Raw genomic sequence first — 12363 nt, forward strand, 5'->3', positions numbered from 1 at the left:
CCGCGTGTGCGTGTTCTGCGGCCAGCCGGGCCCGGGGCGGTGGCGCTGATGCCTACCTACGCCCAGAACACCGACGTCACCTCGGAGAAGTCGCGCTCGGAGATCGAGCGCACCCTGAGCCGGTACGGCGCCCGCCAGTTCATGTACGGGTGGGACGAGGCCCGCGCGATCGTCGGCTTCGCTCTCGACGGCCGCCAGGTCCGGTTCGTGCTGCCCATGCCCGACCGCAAGGACCGGACGTTCACCCACACCCCTGACCGCGGGCTCGAGCGCACCGCCGCCGCGCAGGAGAAGGCCTACGAGCAGGCCGTGCGGCAGCGGTGGCGCGCCCTCTCCCTGGTCATCAAGGCCAAGCTCGAGGCCGTCGAGGCGGGCATCGTCACCTTCGACGAGGAGTTCGCGATGCACTTCCTCCTCCCGTCGGGCCGCACCGTCGGTGAGCACGTGCTCCCGCAGATCGAGGAGGCCTACGCCTCGGGCACGGTCCCCGCGCTCCTCCCGGGCGGCGACCGATGATCCGCGTTGAGTTCTCCGACATCGCTGACGTCGCCCGCCTCATCGACGGGCTGCTCGAGGCGGGCGCCGCGTGCGAGGTCGCCACCCCGATGGCCGCGAAGGCGTACGTCGACCTCTCCAACCGGGTGGCCGACGCCCTCGATGCGCTGCCCGCCCCGTCGGGGTTCCGTGCCGAGGTCGAGCTCCGTCGCGCCCAGCGTGCCGGGGCCCGCCCGAAGGTGGTGAAGACCCGGTGAAGCGCCCCGGCGAGTCCGCGGCCCTCTACGTCGACATGGTCCGGTCGGTCGAGCCCGGCGACTACATCGTCACCGGCACCGGCCGCACCTATCTGGTCGACGCCGTGCGCGTCCAGGAGCGCGGCAAGCACGTCGGCCGACAGCACCTCACCACCGTCGTCATGGAGCCGGGTCATGAGCCCGAGGCCGACGCGACGGTCCACCGCATCAGCTGGTACCGCCGGCCCCGATCGAGGAGCACCCGATGATCAGCGACCACCGCGCCCGCCGGCGGCCGTTCGCGCAGACCTCCGCTGACCACCTCGTCGACGCGCTCGACCGAGCGTCCTTCCGGTACGCCGGCGAGGCCGAGCTGCAGCGCGGTCTGGCGAACGTCCTCGACGAGGCGGCCCGCCGCGCACCGACCGGCCACCCCATGGTCGTGTCCCGGGAGGAGCGCCTCACCGACGGCCGGATCGACTTCCTGGTGACGACCCCGCACGCGTTCGTCGGCATCGAGGTGAAGGTCGCGTCGTCGGCCGAGACCGTCGAGCGGCAGCTGCGCCGCTACGCCCCCGACGTCGACTGGCTGATCCTCGTCACCACCCGCAGTTCGCACCGCTCCCTCGAGGGGCTCATCGATGAGACCCCCGTGACGGTGGAGTGGATCGGGGGCCTGCGATGACCGCCCCGTCGACGTTCGGGACGCTCTCGTGGGAGCCCACCTCCAACGGCGGCCTGTTCGTGTTGCAGACGGTCCCGTGGGTCACGATGCGGGTGAAGCGGATGTTCCCCCGCATGGAGCAGCGCTCGACCCCGGGCCTGTGGCTGCGCGCAACCCCGGAGGTCGCCCGCGACCTCGAGTGGCTCCTGACCCGCTACCCCCTCGAGATGAGCAAGCCCACCGCGGTCGTGGTGTCCGACCTCGCCGCCGAGCACCGCGAGCGGGAGAGCACGCGCGCCCTGATCCTCGCCGGCGACCACCGCCTCGACCTGAAGGAGCCAGCCCGCCCGGCCCGCGAGTACCAGCTCGTCGCGGCCGACCTCGCCCTCTCCACGGGACAGTTGCTCCTCGCTGACGACGTCGGCCTGGGCAAGACGTTCTCGTCGCTGCTGATGCTGCGCGACCCCGACACTCTCCCGGCCGTCGTCGTCACCCTCACTCACCTCCCGAAGCAGTGGGCCGGGGAGGTCGCGAAGTCCCTGCCGTGGCTGACCACCCACGTCGCGACCCGCGGCCAGGCGTACGACGTCGAGGCCGACGTGCTGATCCTCAACTACGCCAAGCTGGCCGGCTGGTCCGAGCACCTCGCCGGCCAGGTCCGCACCGTCATCTTCGACGAGGTCCAGGAGCTTCGTCGCACCGGCTCGGCGAAGTACATCGCCGCCAAGCGCCTCGCTGAGCCCGCGTCGTGGCGCATGGGCCTCTCCGCCACCCCCGTCTACAACTACGGCGGCGAGATCTTCTCCATCTTGCAGATCCTCGCCCCCGACGCGATCGGCTCCCGCCAGGAGTTCTTCCGCGAGTGGGGCGGCACGGAGATGGCCCACGACCGTGTCCGCCTGAAGGACCCCGGCGCGCTCGGCACCTACCTGCGCGACCAGGGCCTCATGCTGCGCCGCACCCGCACCGACGTGCACCGCGAGATCCCCGACCCGATCCGCATCGTCCACACGATCGACCACGACCCCTCCGAGCTCGACGCGATCGCCGGCGACGTCACCGCCCTGGCCCAGCTCATCGCTGACTCCGACGCCAACCCCAAGGAGCGGTTCCGCGCGTCGGGTGAGATCGACTGGCGGATGCGGCAGGCCACCGGACTCGGGAAGGCGTCGTACGTCGCTGAGTTCGTCCGGCTGCTCCTCGAGTCGGAGGAGAAGGTCGTGCTGTTCGGATGGCACCGCGCCGTCTACGACCACTGGCTCGACGCCCTGGCCGAGTTCAACCCGGTGCTCTACAGCGGCTCGGAGTCCACCAACCAGAAGAACGCCGCCAAGGCCGCGTTCGTCGACGGCGAAGCCCGCGTCCTGATCATGTCGCTGCGCTCCGGCGCCGGCCTCGACGGGCTACAGCACGTCTGCTCGATCGCGGTGTTCGGGGAGCTCGACTGGTCCCCGGAGATGCACAACCAGTGCATTGGCCGACTGGCCCGCGACGGCCAGGAAGCGACCGTCGCCGCCTACTTCCTCATCACCGACGACGGCACCGACCCGCTCATGGCCGAGGTCCTCGAGCTGAAGCGCCAGCAGTCGGAGCCCCTGCGCGACCCCAACCTCCCCCTCGTCCAGACCAACGACGCCGGCATGAACCGCGTCCGGCTCCTGGTCGACGCCGTCCTCTCTCGATCGGAGACCACACGATGACCAACCTGACCGGCCGCATGGCCATCAGCGCTCGCGTCAACGAGCTCGACCCGCCCGCACCTCACCCGCTCACCGACGCGATCGCGCACGTCATCTGCGTCATGGGCGGTCACCTCCCCAACCAGGACAACGAACGCCCCGACGCGTGCACCTACCACCGCAAGCACGCCGCGGCCGCGCTCGAGAAGGCCGGGGTGAGGCTCGACTCCCCCGCCACCGGCGACCTCCCTCCCCGCACGTGGGACCCGATGTGTCACCCGACCGGCGCCGAGCTGTTCGCGTGGGTCCGCTCGTTCGGGCCGGGCCACGATGCCGCGGTGGCGATCGACCGCCTCGACCGCGCCGTGTCCGACTCGATCGAGCTCGACGGCCTGCGCCACCTCATCGCCGGCCTGGCCCGGGAGACGGCGGCCGTCATCAACGCCCGCCCGGCCGGCTCCCGGCCGTGGACCCCGAACGAGTACTCCACCTCCGGTCTGGGCGGCACCGTGCACGTGAAGGTCGCATGCAACGGCTGCGGCCGCCTCCTGGGCGACCCGCTTCCGGGTGAGCTCGAGGCCCTGGTCGCCGGCGAGGGCATGCCCGACCTGCGACCCGAGTGCGGGTGCAACCCGTGATGGCCACCTCGACGATCGCCCGCACCCCCGTGGAGCGCTGCGACGCGCAGATCGCTCTCTCGGCCCGTGCCCGCCTGACGTGCATCCGTGCCCGGGCCCACGCCGGCGACCACCGCACCAGCAACGGCACGGCATGGACCCAGCCCACCCACATCAGGGCGGTGACCCGATGAAGCCCCACCCCTTCGAGCCCAGGTACGACGGCAGCGCATGCCGCGTGATCGTCGAGGTCGTGGACCACCGGCCGGTGGAGTGCGGGAAGCAGCCCGACGAGGAACCTCACGACGGCACTCGCCACCAGCCCCCGGACCTGGAGTTCCCGCCTCCGTCGTGCCCGTTCTGCTGGCAGGACTGCGACTACGACGACGGCCCGTTCTGCGAGCCGTGCGGTGTCAGGTGGAGCAGCAACGGCACGGCCGGCCGCTGGGACGACCCCGCGTTGCCGGCGTGCACGTCCTCCTACAAGCCGCACGACCATGCAGCCCTCGGGGCTGAGAACGAGCGCATCCGCCACTTCCGTCTCTACTGCCTCCTGCCCCATGGCCACGAGGCCCAGCACCGCTCCGCCGACGGCACGGTGTGGGCTGACCACCAGGCGACCGACACGGCGGTGACCCCGTGACGACGATCTCTCAGCACGCCCGCCTCACGGAGCTGCTCGTGGAGCACCTCGGGTGGGACTGGCCCGCGGCCCCGGACGTTCCCGCCAGCGGCCGGGAGGTCTGCTCCGACGTCGCCACCCAGCTGATCGCCGCCGGCGTCCAGCTGGCCCCGAGCCTCACCACGGCTCAGGTCGACCCGGACGACGACGCGATGGGCCAGGCGATCGACCGTCTCCGCGAGGCCGCCGACACCCAGCACGTCGCGACCTTGAAGTGGCAGCAGGCCGCGGCCGTCCTGCGAAAGCTGTTCTGGCTTATCCAGCTGCACGACCACGGGGCGGTCCCCGTCCGGGTGCTCCTGCCCGCGGCGGAGCCCTGCACTTCAGCGATGACCGACCCCCCGATCGACTCCACGAGCGCCGCCATGATCAACACCCTGCGAGGCGCTGCCGGAAGCGTCCCGCCCGCACCTCGCCGGGACGCACTGCTGCGAGACGCGGCAGCCCACATCGAGACCCTCGCTCGCGACAAGGCTGCTGTGGTGGGCGAGCGGGACGAGTACGGGTCGCGTCTCGTCGCGACCGCCACCCGCGAGGAGTGGGAGTACGGCGTCGACTACACGCGCGAGGTGGGACGGCATGTCTACGACGGCTGGAGGGGCCCCTTCACCGACCTGAACGAGGCGCGGGCGAGCGCTGCCGCGCTCCTCGACGGCAAGGTCATGCGCCGTCGCCCCGCCACGCCGTGGGTGCCCGTAGAGACCGAGGGCGGTGAGCCCAGCCGGTCGATCGAGGACCTGATCGAGCGGTCTTCTCTCGGCACCCCTGAGGCGAAGGCTGCGCGGGCGTCGGTGTCGGACGAGCACGCCGCTCGCGTCGTTGCCCGTGCCCACGAGCTCGACCGCGAGGACGGCGGTGGTGAGCGATGAGCGACCACCCGCACCAGGCCGTCCCCGAGGGCAAGTACGAGGTGAGCCCCGCCGAGTGGGCTCTCGTCCTCAGCGACTGGAAGCGCAGCGACGCGAATGTCACGGTGCACCTGCGTGGCGGGATCAGCGTCGGTCCCGGGAAGGTCACCAACATCCCCGGCGGCGTGATCGCGAGTGGCGGGCTGCGGGCTGCTGCCCGAAGCCCCTACGGCGACCCCGATCGCCGCTGGACTTTCGATGTCCGCGAGGTCATCGCCGTCACCGCTGAGGCTGCCCGATGAGCGCGCTGGTGCCGTCGACCGAGATCGAGGCCAAGGTGGGCGCGTCTCGGCACGAGACGAAGCACCTCGGTCGGGCGGTGTCGGCCGAGCAGGTCGTCTACGTCCTCCACTCCAAAGAGTGCCGCGACAGCGGTATCGACCTCCGCGACTGCCCCTTCTCGACGGCACTGGACCGAGGCATCGACACCGACCGCTGGGCGGGTCACCAGGACCAGGCCGTCGTGCTGGTCGTCGCTGAGCACGGCCGACTCGAGGTGGGTGCGCAGTGAGGTCCTTCAAGCTCCGCGTCCTCGGCTTCACGGTCGCGTCTCTGACCGTCTCGGACAGCGAGCCGGAGACGACGGTCGGGGACGCCACGGCGAGCCCGGTGGGCTTCGCCATGACGGCGCACCCGAGCGAGTCGGACCCGTTCCGCGCGGCGCCACCTGGCCCTGACGAGGAGCCCGACGAGGCGGTGCGTCGTGCGTAGGCGCGCGTCGCGCCCCGTGTGCAGCGTGCCGTCGTGCTCGCGGGAGTCGTGGCGTCGCTACCTGCCTGGGTGGCGGTGCGCGGAGCACACCCCAGCGGCTCTCGCGGGCCGTGCCGAGGTGGCACCGGACCCGGCGCTGACCATGGCGGGCCTGATCGCCGCGGCCCGGGCCGAGGTCGACGAGCTCGAGCGGGTGCCTGCGTGAGCCGGCGCAGGTCCCGGTCGGCGCCGCAGTGCCGTCGCTGTCACCAGGTCGTCGTGTGGTTCGGCTCCCCGCACGGCGCCGGCCGCCGACCATTCGACCCCAAGGTCCTCTCGGGCCGCGACGACTCGTCTGCGGGTGCGTTCCCGGTCTGGGCGAACCGCGCCTGGCGGACGGTCGACCTGATCGCGGAGCTGATGGTCGTCCGCTCTTGCTCGTCGTCCGCGGCCGAGTCCGAGGCCCGTGACCTCCCCTGGCACCGCACCCACGTGTGCCCCACCGATGATTCACAGGAAGGCCCCTGAGTGGACTGGGTCAAGCTCCCCACGAACTACTACCTCGACCCGGCGATCATCGCTGCCGGCGACGAGGCCGAGATGCTGTTCGTTCGAGCGTTCGCCTACGCTGGCGACCACGAGACCGATGGGATGATCCCCGCCGCGGCGATCATCCGTCTGACCCCGCACAACCCTGCCGAGCGAGTTGCCGCGCTGCTCCGCGAGGGCCTGTGGGTCGAGGTCGAGAACGGCTACCGGATCGCCCGCTGGTGGGACGACCTTCAGGAGACCGCCGCGTCTCTCGAGGGCAAGCGCGCCGCTGAGCGCGACCGCCAGCGTGCGTACCGGGAGCGCAAGAAGCAGGCGTCCGCCGCGGCGCCTGGTGATGGTCCCCGCGCCGCCGGGGCGTCACGCCGTACGTCACGCGTGACAAACGCCGCTGTCACACCCCCAGAGGTAGAGGTAGAGGTAGAAACTGCTGCTGCCGCAGCAGTACCCGCCGCGGCGGCCGCATCGTCAACCGCCGAACCGACCAACGTCGCCGGCGGCCTGCCGGTCGCAGTCGACATCCTCCGGACTCGACTGCAGGGCCACACCCAGCTCGCCGCCCTCCGCTTCGACCAGCTCACCCGCACCCAGCTGGCCGACCTCGAGCAGCTCGTCGACACCCACGGCGACGCCCGCCTCGTCGACGTCGCGGTCCGCACCTGCCGGCCCACCCCGCCGGTGTCGGTCGCGGCGTTCCTCGGCACCTGGCGATCGCTGCCGCCTCCCGGGCAGCGCCTCGCCGTCGTCGCGGCCCGCTGCGACGTCCACGACTGGGTCGCCCTCGACCAGGCCGGCACCTGCCGCTCCTGCGCCGCAGACCGACTCGCGGGCGGTGACCGATGAGCCCCCTTGAGCGTCGTACGCCGCTTCAGCCGGGCCAGGGCCTGCGCCGCACCCCGATGCGCCGCACGGGCCGCAAGCCGGTCGCCCGGCGCCGCGACACCGGCCCCTCGTCCGCTGTCCGCGACATCGTGGCCGCACGGTGCGGCGGCCGCTGCGAGATCTGCGACCGCCCCCTCGCCGGCACGCCCTGGTCACGCCACCACCGCAACCCGCGCCAGATGGGCGGCAAGCGCCGCGCCGGGATCAACGAGGCCTCGAACCTTCTCGCGATCTGCGGCACCGGCACCACGGGCTGCCACGGCCGCGTCGAGGCCAACCGCCGCGTCGCGTACACCGCCGGCTGGCTCGTCCACGACCGCGACGACCCCCGCCTGGTCCCCGTCGAGCTCGCACGCGGCCTCACCTGGCTCGACGACGACGGCATGTACCTGACCACCCCACCCAGCACCACCGAGACGGGAGCACCGTGAGCCGCAGCAACACCGAGCCCGCACCCACGGCCGGCCACCAGAGCCGCGTCCTCGAGGACCTCCTCGTCGACATCAGCGTGCTGCTCACCAAGATCCGCGCCGACGCCCCACTGATCCAGGCCCTCTCCGACACCCGCCAGGCCCGCCGTCCCTACGTCGCCCACTCCACCCGCCTGAAGGCCGGCGCCGCGTACGCCGAGCACAAGGCCGACGCCCGCCTCGCCCAGGCGAATGGGTTCCCCGGGCTCGCGGCCGCGCCGGCCCCGGGCAACATCGGCGGCTGGGCGACCGCCGCAGAGATCGACGTCATCCTCCGCCACCAGCTGCGCCGCCTCATCGGGGCGTACGAGGCCGCCGGCGTCGTACCGGTACGCCTGGGTGCGCTGGTCCGCGCCACCCGCGACGGGGACCGCTCGAGCGTCGTCGGCTGCATCGACGCCGTCCGCGAGCTCACGTACGGCGTCCGTGGCGTCGCCCTGGCCCGGGACCTGCTCTCCGATCTGCAGTACGCCCTCGACCTGGGCGAGCAGCTCCTCGACGGCGACGACCGCATGGACCTCTCGGGCGACTGCCCCCACTGCGCTCAGCGGTCCCTCGTGGTCTACGTCCGCGCCGGGATCATCCGCTGCGAACGCGAACGGGACAGCAGCGGCCAGCGCGTGCCCTGCGTGTGCGGCAGCGACACCTGCTCCTGCGCCACCGACCCCACGGTCTCGCACTCCTGGCTCCGCGAGACCCGCTACTACGCCGCCTCCTGGCAGGCCCTGTCCGACCACCTCAAGGCCACAGACCCGAACCGAAAGGCAACCCAGTGACCACTGCCCCGGCAGGCAACCTGCCGTACCTCACCCCGGCCATGACCGCCGACCTGATCGAAGTACTCGCGGCCGAGACGAAGACCGCGCTGGTGCTCTGCCCCAACGTGACGAGCGGACGTCAGGCCATGCTCGACCTCACCACCGAGATGCTCGCCGCCGACCTCAGCTACGAGGCCCGCTGGAGCCGCAGCCACGAACGCGTGTACGTCCGCGAGCTCGGCTCCTGGGTGGTGTTTCGGTCGACGGGCAGCAGCGGCCACCGCGGCCTCGTGGTCGACCTCCTGGCGATCCGCACCCTCGAGCACGACACCGACCCCACGGACGACCCCAACTTCGTCCTCGGCCCCATCCTCCGTCCTGACGGCCAGATCAGGAGGTACACCGCATGAGCACCTTCCTGAGCGACACCACCAGCGTGGCCCTCGGGGTCGCTCTGGGCCTCCTCCTCGCCTTCCTCGTCCTCATGGTGGGCGTGAAGGTGCTGGACCGTATGTCGACCCCGCAGACCGTCAACGTCCAGTGGGGCCAGGCCGAGCCGCTGTGCGGGATCTGCGGAGGGGTCATCGACTACGCGCCCTCGCATACCGGCCCGGACAGCGCCTCGGTCGACTACATCGTGCCTCTCGCCGATGGCGGGGCCGACAGCCTGGAGAACCAGCACGCCGTTCACCGTCGGTGCAACCGGCAGCGCGCCGTCAGCCAGCCCGCCGCAGAGTTCGCCCCCGAGGAAGAGCCCCCGCCGTTCGAGGGCGAGACCTCGCCGTTCGCCCCGTTCGGCTACTTGGTCGACTGCATGGTCAGAGGGTCACGTGTCGGGCTACTGACACGAACGGGTTTGGACGCCGAGGGTGCACTGCACGCGTTTGTTGAGGAGCTGGAGCGTCGATACCCGGGCGTCGCCTTCTACATCGATCGGCCGACGTTGTCCCGCTCAATGCGCCTCAGCGTCAGCATCGGCGGGAGCCTGTCGATCGGCACCAGCGTGGACCGCATGCCACCGGAGAACCCGTTCATGCTGCTGGTGCTCTGCGACGACGTTCCCGACTCCGACATTGAGGGCGCCGCGGCCCTACTCGCACCCCAGGGGGTGATGTACCGCTACGAGCCGACCGACCCCTCTGACCGGCGACCTCTCGACCCCACCGGACTCGCCCTCTTCGCCCAGGAGTGGTCGTGGCAGCGGAAGCACTGACGCCGCGGGCGCACGACCTCCCCCCGATGTGGGACGGCGTGCCGGTCACCTGGAGCGCCTGGGAGACCGAGGCCCCGACGACCATCCGGCTCCACGTCGACGACATGGGCGCCTGCGGCCGATGCGGCAGCCTCGAGCTCACGCTCACCGCCCGCGGTGTCCTCGAGGGCGACCTGCACCCTCTCCGGCTGTACGTGTCGCGGTGCCCCGACTGCCACCTCGACACCGTGCTCGACCTGGTGGGCGACGAGTCGTGGGAGCTCGACGACACCGACTACGACGACCAGGGCAGCGCGCCCCCACCACCAGAGGCCGCCACGTCGACGACCAGGCCACGGCCGGGCCCGGCGCCCACCGGCCGGCCGCTGCCCGCAGAGATCGCCACCTGCGACCGCTGTGGCGCGGACATCATCTGGGCCATCACCGTCGCCGGCCCGAACGGCCCGGGCGGCAAGCGCCAGCCCCTCAACCCTCACGAGGACCCCGCCGGCAACGTCGCCGCAGTGTCACCACGTCGTGGCAGGGTCCTGGCCCGAGCACTGATGGCCGACGAGCACCACGACCCTCACCTCGAGCTCCTCGCGATGCCCCACGCCGCGACCTGCTCACCACGACAGGAGCACCCATGGACCTGACACCCATGACCCCCGAGCACGAGGCCGCCGTCTCGGCCGAGCTCGTCCGCCTCACCCTCGGGCACCCCGGGCGACAACGTCCCGAGCTCGTCAAGCGCCTCACGCTGCGCGAAGTCGCGCTCGAGGTCGGCCGGATCGTAGGCGAGACCGTGCGTGCCGTCGCGCGCGTCCTCGACGAGCCCGCGATGCGCGCCCTTGGCCACGCCCACCACACGGGGCACGACCCCGACGCCTACACGCTGATCGGAGACTGACCCATGCCCCTGAACGACACGACCAACGTCGCTCTCGCTGTCGATGACCGGCTCCGCTTCGACGGCAAGGCCACCAGCTGGCGGGTCCGAGCTGTCTCGGACGACGGCCGATACGTGCTCGCCACCGCCTCGCTGTTCGGCGACGTCGCCTACACCATCCTCGACTGGGAGCAGGGCGTCCGCGGCCCCCTGAACGTCATCGGGGGCGGCATGGGCATCGACACCACCAGTGGCCCCGACGAGCAGATCAACAAGACGATGAACATGATCACGGGCACCGATCAGGCCCTCGCGGCCAGCACGTGGGAGGTCTCGCGCCGCAACCGGGTGCCGATCGCCATCACCCGCCACGTCAAGGCCGGAGACGCCAAGTGACCGAGACCACCTCACCTCCCGGGCTGTGGCTCTCCACCGAATCGCTCCTGAGCAACCACGGCTTCAACGACGGCGACATGCCCGACGACGTCTGGGACGCCCTCGACGCCGCCAGCATCCCCCACGACGAGATCGACTGGCACCACGTGCTGCGCGGGTACGTCCGCACCATGCTGCTGCCCGCCAGTCCGCACCGCGTCGAGGTGGAGGACGTCTCGACCAGCCACAACCCGATCCGCGCGACCAAGGTCGATGGCCGGTCCGTCGACGCCTTCCTCGGGCCCGACCAGCTCGGACCCGCGATGCGCCACGTCGGCGTGCTCGTGCCCATGGGGCAGCTCGTCGAGGACCTGCGCCAGGCCACCACCGGCCTGCACCTGGCCGCCGCCGAGCTGCTCGACCGGTACGGCTTCGACGACGGCCGCTGCCCCGAGGGGTTCTACGACTGGCTCGAGGCCCGCGGCCTCCCCGATCCCACCCGCGCCGAGTGGTGTGCAGTACTCCGACGAGCCGTCCGGGCCGCCCTCCTGCCCCTCAGCCGGTTCGCGCACATCGAGATCCGCGACGTCGACGCGATCGTCCACACGCCCCTGCAGCTCGACCGCGTCGACGGTCGCCCGGTGCGATGGAACGGCAACCGTGCCACGCCCGACCATCTCGCGTTCTTCCACAGCGACATCGCGGTCACCGTGCCGTGGTCCGACCTAGGAGATCTCCTAGCGCGCATCCGCGCCGGCGACGAGACGGGCGAGGGATGGACCTGGCGATGACCGCCCGCGACCTGGTTACCCTCTCGTCCGCCGCCAAGACCCTCGGACTGGCGCGCACCACGATCAGCACCTGGGCGAACCGTGACGGGCTGCTACAGCCCGTAGGCATGAGCCCAGACGGCATCGCGCTGTACGACCTCGCGTCGGTGCGCGCGATCGCGGCCGAACGCACACGCCGGCGACGGCCCAGAGGTTGACAGCACAACGATTTTGCGTCACCCTCCTGTCATCCTCACCTGACTTGCACCCGAGCCCCGCCGCCCTCGTTGGCCGCGGGGCTCGCTGCATCCCGACCACGTGGAGGCATGGGGCCCCCTCGTCGGGCGGACAGCCGGCCCGAGTCTCCCCCGTCTCGGGCCGGCTGCACCGTCACCCATGGGCTGTCAGGGAGGTGACCCCCTGGTGCAGGACGACACCCCCCTCCCCTCGAGCTACCCCCCACCCCCCTCACGCTCTGAGGCGGGCGCTCGAGCACCAGGCGGGCAG

The 12363-nt window shown here is 71.7% G+C and carries 22 protein-coding genes; all 22 read left to right on the plus strand.

Features of this window, described 5'->3' with window-relative positions:
- The first annotated feature begins 48 nt into the window (after positions 1 to 48).
- The 22 genes from K329_RS0117500 (at position 49) to K329_RS31040 (ending at position 12074) form a co-directional block, all read left to right on the plus strand.
- Positions 49 to 516, plus strand: coding sequence for a hypothetical protein (locus tag K329_RS0117500; RefSeq protein WP_028474064.1), 468 nt, complete (start codon positions 49 to 51; stop codon positions 514 to 516).
- Positions 513 to 752, plus strand: a complete 240-nt coding sequence (locus K329_RS0117505; protein WP_028474065.1) for a hypothetical protein — start codon at positions 513 to 515, stop codon at positions 750 to 752. The genes K329_RS0117500 and K329_RS0117505 overlap by 4 nt, the downstream gene beginning before the upstream one ends.
- Positions 749 to 1000 carry a hypothetical protein gene (locus tag K329_RS0117510; protein ID WP_028474066.1) on the plus strand — a complete coding sequence of 84 codons (252 nt, stop codon included), beginning with the start codon at positions 749 to 751 and terminating at the stop codon, positions 998 to 1000. The genes K329_RS0117505 and K329_RS0117510 overlap by 4 nt, the downstream gene beginning before the upstream one ends.
- The gene (locus K329_RS0117515; RefSeq protein WP_028474067.1) at positions 997 to 1416 is read left to right on the plus strand and encodes a hypothetical protein; all 420 of its coding nucleotides are present in this window, start codon (positions 997 to 999) and stop codon (positions 1414 to 1416) included. Before K329_RS0117510 ends, K329_RS0117515 begins: the two co-directional genes overlap by 4 nt.
- Positions 1413 to 3095, plus strand: coding sequence for an SNF2-related protein (locus K329_RS27650; protein WP_043644126.1), 1683 nt, complete (start codon positions 1413 to 1415; stop codon positions 3093 to 3095). Before K329_RS0117515 ends, K329_RS27650 begins: the two co-directional genes overlap by 4 nt.
- A complete protein-coding gene (locus K329_RS0117525; RefSeq protein WP_028474068.1) occupies positions 3092 to 3712 on the plus strand; it encodes a hypothetical protein in 621 nt (206 codons plus the stop codon). The genes K329_RS27650 and K329_RS0117525 overlap by 4 nt, the downstream gene beginning before the upstream one ends.
- The gene (locus K329_RS31030; RefSeq protein ID WP_157571810.1) at positions 3712 to 3885 is read left to right on the plus strand and encodes a hypothetical protein; all 174 of its coding nucleotides are present in this window, start codon (positions 3712 to 3714) and stop codon (positions 3883 to 3885) included. Before K329_RS0117525 ends, K329_RS31030 begins: the two co-directional genes overlap by 1 nt.
- Positions 3882 to 4334, plus strand: a complete 453-nt coding sequence (locus tag K329_RS0117535) for a hypothetical protein (RefSeq protein ID WP_028474069.1) — start codon at positions 3882 to 3884, stop codon at positions 4332 to 4334. The genes K329_RS31030 and K329_RS0117535 overlap by 4 nt, the downstream gene beginning before the upstream one ends.
- Positions 4331 to 5242, plus strand: a complete 912-nt coding sequence (locus K329_RS0117540) for a hypothetical protein (protein WP_028474070.1) — start codon at positions 4331 to 4333, stop codon at positions 5240 to 5242. Before K329_RS0117535 ends, K329_RS0117540 begins: the two co-directional genes overlap by 4 nt.
- On the plus strand, positions 5239 to 5523 hold the full coding sequence (locus tag K329_RS0117545; protein WP_028474071.1) for a hypothetical protein: 285 nt from the start codon (positions 5239 to 5241) through the stop codon (positions 5521 to 5523). The genes K329_RS0117540 and K329_RS0117545 overlap by 4 nt, the downstream gene beginning before the upstream one ends.
- Entirely contained in the window at positions 5520 to 5792 is a 273-nt protein-coding gene (locus K329_RS0117550) for a hypothetical protein (RefSeq protein ID WP_028474072.1), read from the plus strand. The genes K329_RS0117545 and K329_RS0117550 overlap by 4 nt, the downstream gene beginning before the upstream one ends.
- Positions 5789 to 5992 (plus strand): hypothetical protein, encoded by a 204-nt coding sequence (locus K329_RS0117555; RefSeq protein WP_028474073.1) that lies wholly within the window; start codon positions 5789 to 5791, stop codon positions 5990 to 5992. The genes K329_RS0117550 and K329_RS0117555 overlap by 4 nt, the downstream gene beginning before the upstream one ends.
- A 507-nt stretch (positions 5993 to 6499) precedes the next feature.
- Positions 6500 to 7363: a hypothetical protein gene (locus tag K329_RS27655; protein WP_043644131.1), complete on the plus strand. Its 864-nt coding sequence runs from the start codon at positions 6500 to 6502 to the stop codon at positions 7361 to 7363.
- Complete coding sequence (locus K329_RS27660; RefSeq protein ID WP_157571811.1) at positions 7360 to 7833, plus strand: HNH endonuclease; 474 nt, start codon at positions 7360 to 7362, stop codon at positions 7831 to 7833. Before K329_RS27655 ends, K329_RS27660 begins: the two co-directional genes overlap by 4 nt.
- Positions 7830 to 8648 carry a hypothetical protein gene (locus tag K329_RS0117580; protein WP_028474075.1) on the plus strand — a complete coding sequence of 273 codons (819 nt, stop codon included), beginning with the start codon at positions 7830 to 7832 and terminating at the stop codon, positions 8646 to 8648. The genes K329_RS27660 and K329_RS0117580 overlap by 4 nt, the downstream gene beginning before the upstream one ends.
- Entirely contained in the window at positions 8645 to 9040 is a 396-nt protein-coding gene (locus tag K329_RS0117585; RefSeq protein WP_028474076.1) for a hypothetical protein, read from the plus strand. The genes K329_RS0117580 and K329_RS0117585 overlap by 4 nt, the downstream gene beginning before the upstream one ends.
- Positions 9037 to 9843, plus strand: a complete 807-nt coding sequence (locus K329_RS31510; protein ID WP_211225899.1) for an HNH endonuclease signature motif containing protein — start codon at positions 9037 to 9039, stop codon at positions 9841 to 9843. The genes K329_RS0117585 and K329_RS31510 overlap by 4 nt, the downstream gene beginning before the upstream one ends.
- Complete coding sequence (locus K329_RS29765) at positions 9825 to 10478, plus strand: hypothetical protein (protein ID WP_157571812.1); 654 nt, start codon at positions 9825 to 9827, stop codon at positions 10476 to 10478. The genes K329_RS31510 and K329_RS29765 overlap by 19 nt, the downstream gene beginning before the upstream one ends.
- Positions 10469 to 10732: a hypothetical protein gene (locus K329_RS0117600; protein ID WP_028474077.1), complete on the plus strand. Its 264-nt coding sequence runs from the start codon at positions 10469 to 10471 to the stop codon at positions 10730 to 10732. The genes K329_RS29765 and K329_RS0117600 overlap by 10 nt, the downstream gene beginning before the upstream one ends.
- Positions 10733 to 10735: 3 nt before the next feature.
- Entirely contained in the window at positions 10736 to 11107 is a 372-nt protein-coding gene (locus tag K329_RS0117605; RefSeq protein ID WP_028474078.1) for a hypothetical protein, read from the plus strand.
- Complete coding sequence (locus K329_RS0117610) at positions 11104 to 11877, plus strand: hypothetical protein (protein ID WP_028474079.1); 774 nt, start codon at positions 11104 to 11106, stop codon at positions 11875 to 11877. Before K329_RS0117605 ends, K329_RS0117610 begins: the two co-directional genes overlap by 4 nt.
- A complete protein-coding gene (locus tag K329_RS31040) occupies positions 11874 to 12074 on the plus strand; it encodes a hypothetical protein (protein ID WP_157571813.1) in 201 nt (66 codons plus the stop codon). Before K329_RS0117610 ends, K329_RS31040 begins: the two co-directional genes overlap by 4 nt.
- The last annotated feature ends 289 nt before the right edge of the window (positions 12075 to 12363 follow it).

The organism is Nocardioides alkalitolerans DSM 16699 (assembly GCF_000426525.1).
GTDB classification, from domain to species: domain Bacteria; phylum Actinomycetota; class Actinomycetes; order Propionibacteriales; family Nocardioidaceae; genus Nocardioides; species Nocardioides alkalitolerans.

Coding starts and splice junctions, on each gene's coding strand:
- K329_RS0117500 (WP_028474064.1), top strand. CDS start 49: ATGCCTACCTACGCCCAGAACACCGACGTCACCTCGGAGAAGTCGCGC.
- K329_RS0117505 (WP_028474065.1), top strand. CDS start 513: ATGATCCGCGTTGAGTTCTCCGACATCGCTGACGTCGCCCGCCTCATC.
- K329_RS0117515 (WP_028474067.1), top strand. CDS start 997: ATGATCAGCGACCACCGCGCCCGCCGGCGGCCGTTCGCGCAGACCTCC.
- K329_RS27650 (WP_043644126.1), top strand. CDS start 1,413: ATGACCGCCCCGTCGACGTTCGGGACGCTCTCGTGGGAGCCCACCTCC.
- K329_RS0117525 (WP_028474068.1), top strand. CDS start 3,092: ATGACCAACCTGACCGGCCGCATGGCCATCAGCGCTCGCGTCAACGAG.
- K329_RS31030 (WP_157571810.1), top strand. CDS start 3,712: ATGGCCACCTCGACGATCGCCCGCACCCCCGTGGAGCGCTGCGACGCG.
- K329_RS0117535 (WP_028474069.1), top strand. CDS start 3,882: ATGAAGCCCCACCCCTTCGAGCCCAGGTACGACGGCAGCGCATGCCGC.
- K329_RS0117545 (WP_028474071.1), top strand. CDS start 5,239: ATGAGCGACCACCCGCACCAGGCCGTCCCCGAGGGCAAGTACGAGGTG.
- K329_RS0117550 (WP_028474072.1), top strand. CDS start 5,520: ATGAGCGCGCTGGTGCCGTCGACCGAGATCGAGGCCAAGGTGGGCGCG.
- K329_RS27660 (WP_157571811.1), top strand. CDS start 7,360: ATGAGCCCCCTTGAGCGTCGTACGCCGCTTCAGCCGGGCCAGGGCCTG.
- K329_RS31510 (WP_211225899.1), top strand. CDS start 9,037: ATGAGCACCTTCCTGAGCGACACCACCAGCGTGGCCCTCGGGGTCGCT.
- K329_RS0117600 (WP_028474077.1), top strand. CDS start 10,469: ATGGACCTGACACCCATGACCCCCGAGCACGAGGCCGCCGTCTCGGCC.
- K329_RS0117605 (WP_028474078.1), top strand. CDS start 10,736: ATGCCCCTGAACGACACGACCAACGTCGCTCTCGCTGTCGATGACCGG.
- K329_RS31040 (WP_157571813.1), top strand. CDS start 11,874: ATGACCGCCCGCGACCTGGTTACCCTCTCGTCCGCCGCCAAGACCCTC.